General features: G+C 70.9%; 9 protein-coding genes and 1 other RNA gene. 4 read left to right on the forward strand and 6 right to left on the reverse strand.

Annotation, left to right across the window (positions count from 1 at the left end):
• Both ACLL81_RS09105 and ACLL81_RS09110 read left to right on the forward strand, forming a co-directional pair.
• Nucleotides 1-128, forward strand: a 128-nt coding sequence (locus tag ACLL81_RS09105; protein WP_411288034.1) for a hypothetical protein, incomplete at its 5' end; no start/stop codon positions are given.
• A gap of 144 nt (nt 129-272) precedes the next feature.
• Nucleotides 273-1,445, forward strand: a complete 1,173-nt coding sequence (locus ACLL81_RS09110) for a CaiB/BaiF CoA transferase family protein (protein ID WP_411288026.1) — start codon at nt 273-275, stop codon at nt 1,443-1,445.
• On the opposite strand, the gene ACLL81_RS09115 is transcribed toward ACLL81_RS09110, so the two are convergent.
• The 6 genes from ACLL81_RS09115 to ACLL81_RS09140 all read right to left on the reverse strand — a co-directional run bounded on the left by ACLL81_RS09115 (nt 1,442) and on the right by ACLL81_RS09140 (nt 4,115).
• Complete coding sequence (locus tag ACLL81_RS09115; RefSeq protein WP_411288027.1) at nt 1,442-1,795, reverse strand: phage holin family protein; 354 nt, start codon at nt 1,793-1,795, stop codon at nt 1,442-1,444. The two genes, ACLL81_RS09110 and ACLL81_RS09115, sit on opposite strands and share 4 nt — an antisense overlap.
• A 52-nt stretch (nt 1,796-1,847) precedes the next feature.
• On the reverse strand, nt 1,848-2,687 hold the full coding sequence (locus ACLL81_RS09120; protein ID WP_411288028.1) for a YmdB family metallophosphoesterase: 840 nt from the start codon (nt 2,685-2,687) through the stop codon (nt 1,848-1,850).
• Nucleotides 2,688-2,696: 9 nt separating this feature from the next.
• Nucleotides 2,697-3,257 (reverse strand): 5-formyltetrahydrofolate cyclo-ligase, encoded by a 561-nt coding sequence (locus ACLL81_RS09125; protein WP_411288029.1) that lies wholly within the window; start codon nt 3,255-3,257, stop codon nt 2,697-2,699.
• 26 nt (nt 3,258-3,283) lie between these two features.
• Nucleotides 3,284-3,443, reverse strand: a non-coding RNA gene (ssrS, locus tag ACLL81_RS09130) — 6S RNA.
• 49 nt (nt 3,444-3,492) lie between these two features.
• Complete coding sequence (locus ACLL81_RS09135) at nt 3,493-3,828, reverse strand: cell division protein ZapA (RefSeq protein WP_411288030.1); 336 nt, start codon at nt 3,826-3,828, stop codon at nt 3,493-3,495.
• 2 nt (nt 3,829-3,830) lie between these two features.
• The gene (locus ACLL81_RS09140; RefSeq protein WP_411288031.1) at nt 3,831-4,115 is read right to left on the reverse strand and encodes a DUF4164 family protein; all 285 of its coding nucleotides are present in this window, start codon (nt 4,113-4,115) and stop codon (nt 3,831-3,833) included.
• A gap of 153 nt (nt 4,116-4,268) precedes the next feature.
• Between ACLL81_RS09140 and tkt the strand changes: the two genes are divergently transcribed.
• Nucleotides 4,269-6,242: a transketolase gene (gene tkt, locus ACLL81_RS09145; RefSeq protein WP_411288032.1), complete on the forward strand. Its 1,974-nt coding sequence runs from the start codon at nt 4,269-4,271 to the stop codon at nt 6,240-6,242.
• Nucleotides 6,243-6,246: 4 nt separating this feature from the next.
• On the forward strand, nt 6,247-7,446 hold the full coding sequence (gene purT, locus ACLL81_RS09150) for a formate-dependent phosphoribosylglycinamide formyltransferase (protein WP_411288033.1): 1,200 nt from the start codon (nt 6,247-6,249) through the stop codon (nt 7,444-7,446).
• The last annotated feature ends 189 nt before the right edge of the window (nt 7,447-7,635 follow it).

Genomic DNA, 7,635 nt, shown 5'->3' on the forward strand with positions numbered 1-7,635 from the left:
AGGACGCGGCCTCGGTCGCCGGCCTGATGATCACCACCGAAGCGGCCATCGTCGAGGCGCCCAAGAAAGGCGGCGGCGGCGGCATGCCCGGCGGCGGCATGGGCGGCATGGGCGACATGGACTTCTAGTCCACGCTTCAAGGTCAGTAGCTTAAGGACGAGGGCGGGGCCGCAAGGCTCCGCCCCTTTTCTTTGGCTGACGCCTATCCTCGCAGCTTTTCTCCGCCCGGTACGCCGGCCACTATGCACTCGAACGGTTGGGAGGGCGCTGCGATGCTGCTCGAGGGGCTCAAGGTCGTGGAGCTGGCCACCTGGGTGGCGGGGCCCGGCTGCGCGGCGGCCATGGCCGAGTGGGGCGCCGACGTCATCAAGGTGGAGAGCGCGGCGGGCGACCCCACGCGCACCTTCTTTCCCGACACCCCCGAGAGCCCCGGCAATCCAGTGTTCTCCCTGGAGAACCGCGGCAAGCGCGGGGTGGTCCTGAACACCTCGAAGGCTGATGGCCGGGCCGCCCTGCTGGCGATCCTGGCGGACGCCGACGTGTTCGTGACCAACCTGCGGCCCGGCGCCCTGAAGCGCGCGGGGCTGGACTACGCGAGCCTGAAGGCCGGCCTGCCCCGGCTGATCTACGCCAGCGTCTCCGGCTATGGGCTGGAGGGCGCGGACGTGGATGTGCCGGCCTTCGACATCACCGGGTTCTGGAGCCGGGCCGGGGTGGCGGCCTCGACCATCCCGCCGGATCAGCCCCCGTTTCCCTGCCGCCCTGGCTTCGGGGACCATGTGACCGCGCTCGCCACCCTCTCGGCGGTGCTGGCGGCCGTGCATGAGCGCAGCCGCACAGGCGTGGGCCGGCTGGTGGAGACCTCACTGATCCGCACCGGCGCCTACGCCATCGGCTGGGACCTGTCGGTGCAGCTGCGCTACGGCCAGGCGGTCACCGCCCAGCCCAGGCGGGATCGCCCCAGCGCCATCTCCGGCTATTTCCGCACGCGGGACGGCCGCTGGATCTGCATGGTCCCGCGCGGCCCCGCCTGTTTCCCAGCGGTGATGGCGGCCATCGGCCGGTCCGACATCTGCGAGAATCCCCGCTACGCCATCCCGATGGCCGAGCAGGATGCGGTGCGCGAGGTGATGGCCATCGTCGACGCCGCCTTCGCCGAACTGAGTTTCGATGCGGCCGGGGCCATGCTCACCAAGGCTGACGTAATCTGGGCGCCGATGGCCACTCTGGCCGAGCTGGCGGCCGATCCGCAGGCCCAGGCCGCAGGCTGCTTCGTGGAGACGCCGGATGGGCGGGGCGGCAGTTTCCGGGCGCCCGCCATGCCGGCCAGGTTCCCCGGCCTCGACCCGGCGCCGCCGCGGCCCGCGCCGCAGCTAGGCCAGCACACCCGCGAGGTGCTGCGCGAGGCCGGCCTGACGGAATCCGAGATTGACGCGGTGGCTTAGCTCTTCTGGTCGCGCAGCAGCATGGCGCCGACCCAGGAGACCACGCCGGTGACCACCGCGGCCAGCACGCCAGCGACCAAGCCGTCCACCTGGAAACCGCCCAGCAGCATGGCTACCAGCCCGATCATCGCGGCGTTCACCACCAGCAGGAAGAGACCCAGGGTCAGGACGGTGATCGGCAGGGTGAGGATGAACACCACGGGCCGCACGATGGCGTTGACCACCCCCAGCAGCACGGCAGCGAAGATCAGGGTGCCGGTGTTGTTGAAGCTGACGCCCGGCACCAGCTTGGCGGCGAGCCACAGGCCCAGGGCCGCAAACACAAAGCGCACGAGCAGTTTGGCGAGCATCGGATTCCCCCGGTTGCAACGGCGCGATTAGACCCGCTCGGACGGTGGAAATCTAGGCGGCGGTGACCGCGTCGCTCACCGGCACGTGCTGGGAGAGGCGCCCGCCGATGCGGATGGGCTCGATGCGGCGGGCCAGGCCGGTGGCGTCGTCGGTCTCGACATAGACCCCGCAGACCGTGGCGCGGCCCTCCGCCGGGCGGTAACGGCCGCCGGAGATGCGGGTGGTGAACCGCCTGAGCGGCTCTTCCTTCTGGTTGCCGATGACGCTGTCGTAGTCGGCGCAGGCGCCGGCGTCGGTCTGGAAGGCGGTGCCACCGTTGAGGATCTGACAGTCGGCGGTGGGGACATGGGTGTGGGTGCCCACCACCAGGCTGGCGCGGCCGTCGCAGAAGTGGCCCATGGCCATCTTCTCCGAGGTGGCCTCGGCATGGATGTCCACCACGATGGCGTCGGCGGCCATGCCCAGGGGGCAGGCCTCCAACTCGCGGTCCACGGCGGCGAAGGGATCGTCGAGCGAGTCCATATGCACCCGGCCCAGCAGGTTGATCACCAGGATGCGCTTGCCTGAGTCGGTTTCGAACAACTGGGCCCCGCGGCCCGGCGCTGCGCTGAAGGCCGAATAGTTGAGCGGGCGGATCAGCCGGGGCTCGCGCACGATGTAGGTGAGCGCCTCCTTCTGGTCCCAGGAGTGGTTACCGAGCGTCAGGCAGTCAGCGCCAGCGTCGAACAGCTCACGCGCCGTGGCCTCGGTGATGCCGAAGCCGGCGGCGGCGTTCTCAGCGTTGACCACCACGAACTCCAGGCCCAGGCGGCGCTTCAGCCCCGGCAGGTGCTCGGCCAGGCCGTCCCGGCCCGAGCGGCCGACGATGTCTCCGAAGAAGGCAAGTCTCATGGCGGCTTCCTAGCGGACGCGGATGTAGTCCGTCTCGGTCAGAATGGCGTCGAGCCGCTGGTCGTGCGGCTCGATGGGGACTTCATCCACCTCCTGGCCGGCGTAGGCCAGACCCAGGACGAAAACCGGCCGGGTTGCGCGAAGGTTCGCCAGGGTGCGGTCGTAGTGGCCAGCGCCCTGCCCCAGGCGCCCGCCTCGGCGGTCGAACGCCAGCAGAGGGGCGATCACCAGGTCCGGCTCGACCGAGGGCGCGGACGGTGGCGGAGCCGGGATGCCGAACGCATCGGGCTTAAGGTTATCGGCCGGGTTCCAGAGGCGGAAGGCGAGGACCGCGTCGCGGCTGGCGGCGAACGGCAGGGCGGAAGCGGCGCCGCCCCCGGTCAGGCGCGCCATCAGCGGGCGGGGGTCGATCTCCGAACCCTGGGCTAGATAGCCGCAGACGATGCGAAAGGGCGGCAAGGCGTCGAGCGGCGCCAGGGCCGCGGCGCGCTCAGCCGCATCCGGCGCTTCGGCGGCCAGGCGGCGGCGGCGGGTTCGCAGGTGTTGGCGCAGGGCGGGCTTGTCGGTCACGCTGTCGCTTTACAGCGAAGGAAGTGGCGGCGCCGCAAAGCCGTGAAGGACTGTTTCATTCCCTCGACCTGTTAGTAACAGGTGGGCGCCGTGTGCCCGAGACCACGATCCCGGCCAGGGACAGCTCCCTTTGAGTGAATTAGGGTCGCTGGAATATGTCGCCTTCGACGAGAGCTGCAGCAGACCCGCCGCTTAACAAGGTAGTGATCCCGGGCGGTTTTCTCAAGCGACGTCGCTAGGCCGCCTCTTCGCCGGCCAGTTTCTCGATGCGCTTGGCGGCGGTGTCCAGCGCGGTGACGGCGCGGGTCTCGATGCGGGCGCGGTCGGATTGCAGACGCCCGACCTCGGTCTGCAGGCTGGCCAGGCGGTTGCGGGCGTCCGCCAGTTCGTCGGCCAGCAGCAGAGCGCCCATCAGGAACAGGCGTGTGTCGCCGAGCTGGCCCATATCCTGGCTGACCTGGCGGACCTGGTGGTCGAACATCTTGGCCAGCTCCAGGAGGTGGGCCTCCTGCCCGTCCTCGCAGCCCACCGCATAGGGGCGGCCGTTCACGTCGACGGTGATCTGGGCCATGGCTAGGGCTGCTCCTTGGCCGGCGCCTGGCCGTTCAGGGCGGCGCGGATCTCGACGATGGCGCGGCCCAGGGCGGCGGAGGCATCGGCGCCGGCCTCCTCCAGCTCGCGCTCGCGGGCGCGGGCCTGGTCGAGGGCGGAGGCGAGATTGGCGCGATCCTGGTCGAACAGGCCGTCGGCCGCGGCGCCCGCCTGTTTCAGGCGCGCGGCGAGGCGCTGCTCCAGAAGGTGCAGGGCGCGTTCGAGTCTCTTGGCCGCCAGGTCGAGCGCGTTGTCGCTCGCGTTCATCGCCGTCCTCCCGAAAAGGTGTGGCGACCCATCTATAGACCTGCGTCGGCCCGCTTGTGAATCCACCGCGGCGCGGCGTCCGGTTCCTTGACCCCTGCGCGCTTGCATGCGACCCCGCCGGGCATCCTCCGCCGCCAGCCGAACCGGACCTCGATGCCCGCACCCCTGCAGACCATGGCCGACGCCATCCGCGTGCTTTCGATGGACGCCGTCGAGCGGGCCTCCAACGGCCACCCCGGCATGCCCATGGGAATGGCCGACGTGGCCACGGTTCTGTGGACCAGGTTCCTGAAGTACGACGCGGCCAATCCCCACTGGCCCGACCGCGACCGCTTCGTGCTGTCGGGCGGCCACGGCTCGATGCTGCTCTATTCCCTGCTGCACCTGACCGGCTTCAAAGCCGTGACCATGGACGAACTGAAGACCCTGCGGCAGCTGGGCTCGAAGACGCCCGGCCACCCCGAGTGGGGCCACACCCCTGGGGTGGAGACCACCACCGGCCCGCTGGGCCAGGGGCTGGCCACCGCCATCGGCATGGCCATCGCCGAGCGCCGGCTGGCGGCGCGGTTCGGCCAGGACCTGGTGGACCACCGCACCTGGGTCGAATGCGGCGACGGCGACTTGATGGAAGGCGTCAGCCACGAGGCGATCAGCCTGGCCGGGCGGCTGAAGCTGTCGCGCCTGACGCTGCTGTGGGACGACAACGACGTCACCATCGACGGCCATGTGGCGCTCTCCGACGCCACCGATCAGCTCGCCCGCTTCAAGGCTGCGGGCTGGGCGGTGAAGCGCATCGACGGGCACGACGTGGGCCAGATCCGCCGCGCCATGGCCTGGGCGATCCGCCAGGACCGGCCGACCCTGATCGCGTGCAAGACCAAGATCGGCAAGGGCGCCGGCACCTTGGAGGGCCACCACTCCACCCACGGCGCGGCGCTCGGCAAGGCCGAGGTGGCCGCCACCCGCGAGAAGCTGGGCTGGCCGCACGAACCCTTCGTGGTCCCCGATGAGGTGGTGAAGCCCTGGCGGGTCGCCGGGCGCCGCGGCGGCAAGGCGCGCAAGGCCTGGGCCGCCCGGCTCGCCGCCTCGCCGCATCGCGCCGAGTTCCAGCGGGCGGTGCGCGGCGACCTGCCCGCCGACGCCTTTGAGAAGCTGGACGCCTTCATCGCCGAGTCGGTGGCCACCAGGCCCGGCGCGGCCACCCGGGCCCACTCCGGCGCGGCGCTGGAGGCCCTGTTCCCGGCGATCCCGGAACTGGTGGGCGGCTCGGCCGACCTCACCGGCTCCAACAACACCTTCGTCAAGACCACCCAGACCTTCGACGCCCCCGACTACGCCGGCCGCTACATCAACTTCGGCATCCGCGAGTTCGGCATGGCCGCGGCCATGAACGGCATGGCCCTGCACGGCGGGGTGATCCCCTACGGCGGCACCTTCATGGTGTTCTCCGACTACAGCCGCCCGGCGATCCGCCTGGGGGCGATCATGGGGGTTCGCGTAATCCACGTGTTCACCCACGACAGCATCGGGGTCGGCGAGGACGGCCCGACCCACCAGCCGGTGGAGCAACTGGCGGCGCTGCGCGCCATGCCGGGCCTGCAGCTGTTCCGGCCGGCCGACGCGGTGGAGACCGCCGAGTGCTGGAAGGTCGCCCTGCAGACGGTCACGGCGCCGTCGCTGCTGGCCCTGTCGCGGCAGAAGACCGCCGCCGTCCGGATCGAAGCCTCTTCGGAGAACCTGTCGGCCCGCGGCGCCTATGAGCTCCGCGCCGCCGAGGGTCCGACCCAGGTGACCCTGTTCGCCTCGGGCACGGAGGTCGCCCTGGCGGTGGCGGCTCGAGACCTGTTGCAGGCCGACGGCATCGGCACGCGGGTGGTCTCCACACCCTGCTGGGCGCTGTTCGAAACCCAGACCAAGGCCTACCAGAACAAGGTCATCGGCCGCGGCACGGTCCGCGTCGCGGTGGAGGCCGCCGTCCGCTTCGGCTGGGACCGCTTCATCGGCGAGGACGGCGGTTTCGTGGGCATGACCGGCTTCGGCGCCAGCGCCCCGGCCGACAAGCTCTACGCCCACTTCGGGATCACCGCCCAGGCGGTGGCCGCCGAGGCCCGCAAGCGGCTGGGCTGACACCGTGCGCCTGGGCACCCCGCTCTCTGCGTCGGCGGTCAGGGTGATGCTGCTGGGCTCCGGCGAGCTCGGCAAGGAGGTGGCCATCGAGCTGCAGCGGCTGGGGTGCGAGGTCATCGCCGTCGACCGCTACCCCGACGCCCCGGCCCACCAGGTGGCCCATCGCAGCCATGTGATCGCCATGACCGACCCCGTCGCCCTGCGCGCCCTGGTGGAGGCCGAGCGGCCGCACCTGATCGTGCCGGAGATCGAGGCCATCGCCACCGACGAGCTGGTGCGGATCGAAGCCGAGGGGCTGGCCACCGTCATCCCCACCGCGCGCGCCGCCCAGCTGACCATGAACCGCGAGGGCATCCGCCGGCTGGCCGCCGAGGAGCTTTGCCTGCCCACCAGCGCCTACGCCTTCGCCTCGACCGAGACCGAGCTGGCTGCCGCCGCTGAAGGCGTCACCGGCTTCCCCTGCTTCGTGAAGCCGGTGATGAGTTCGTCGGGCAAGGGTCAGTCCTATGTGGAGCGCGCCGACCAGATCGCCGCGGCCTGGAAATACGCCCTGGAGGGCGGCCGGGTGGAGCAGCCCCGGGTGATCATCGAGGGCCGCGTGGCCTTCGACTTCGAGATCACCCAGCTCACCGTCCGCTATCGCGGGCCCGAGGGCGTCATCGAAACCGCCTTCTGCGACCCCATCGGCCACCGGCAGGTGAAGGGCGACTATGTGGAGAGCTGGCAGCCCCAGGCCATGAGCCCCACCGCCCTGGAACGTGCCCGCGACATCGCCGCCACCGTCACCGGATCGCTCGGCGGGCTGGGTCTGTTCGGCGTCGAGCTGTTCGTGAAGGGCGACGAGGTGTGGTTCTCCGAGGTCAGCCCCCGGCCGCACGACACCGGCCTGGTGACGCTCGCCACCCAGGTACAGAGCGAGTTCGCCCTGCACGCCCGCGCCATCCTCGGCCTGCCGGTGGACACCAGCCTGCGCACGCCCGGCGCCAGCGCGGTGATCTACGGTGGCCTGGAGGCCACGGGCATCGCTTTCGAGGGCGTCGCCGAGGCGCTCAGCGTGCCGGGCGCGGACCTGCGCCTGTTCGGCAAGCCCGAGAGTTTCGAGCGCCGCCGCATGGGCGTGGCCCTGGCCCGCGGCGGCGAGATCGAGGACGCCCGTGCCAGGGCTCGAGAGGCCGCCGGGAAAGTCCGCCCGCTGAAGCCATAGGGCGCGCGTCGGAACCGATTATCGCCACGCTAGTTCTGCCGCCTGCGTCCTGACGAATTCTTCCGTCAAACAGGCGCAGGGAATGAGCGGAGACTCTCTTTGGCGCTTGTTGTGTTCGCCGGCCAGTCCAACACCGGCGGCTATGGGATGTCCGAGGCGACCCTGGCTCAGCCGTGGACGGCTGATTCC

The sequence above is a fragment of the Phenylobacterium sp. genome, assembly GCF_046590535.1.
Lineage (GTDB): Bacteria > Pseudomonadota > Alphaproteobacteria > Caulobacterales > Caulobacteraceae > Phenylobacterium.

Excerpts from the sequence above, each read along its gene's own strand:
- tkt (WP_411288032.1), top strand. The coding sequence starts at position 4,269 with ATGCCCGCACCCCTGCAGACCATGGCCGACGCCATCCGCGTGCTTTCG.
- ACLL81_RS09120 (WP_411288028.1), bottom strand. The coding sequence starts at position 2,687 with ATGAGACTTGCCTTCTTCGGAGACATCGTCGGCCGCTCGGGCCGGGAC.
- ACLL81_RS09110 (WP_411288026.1), top strand. The coding sequence starts at position 273 with ATGCTGCTCGAGGGGCTCAAGGTCGTGGAGCTGGCCACCTGGGTGGCG.
- ACLL81_RS09140 (WP_411288031.1), bottom strand. The coding sequence starts at position 4,115 with ATGAACGCGAGCGACAACGCGCTCGACCTGGCGGCCAAGAGACTCGAA.
- ACLL81_RS09135 (WP_411288030.1), bottom strand. The coding sequence starts at position 3,828 with ATGGCCCAGATCACCGTCGACGTGAACGGCCGCCCCTATGCGGTGGGC.
- ACLL81_RS09115 (WP_411288027.1), bottom strand. The coding sequence starts at position 1,795 with ATGCTCGCCAAACTGCTCGTGCGCTTTGTGTTTGCGGCCCTGGGCCTG.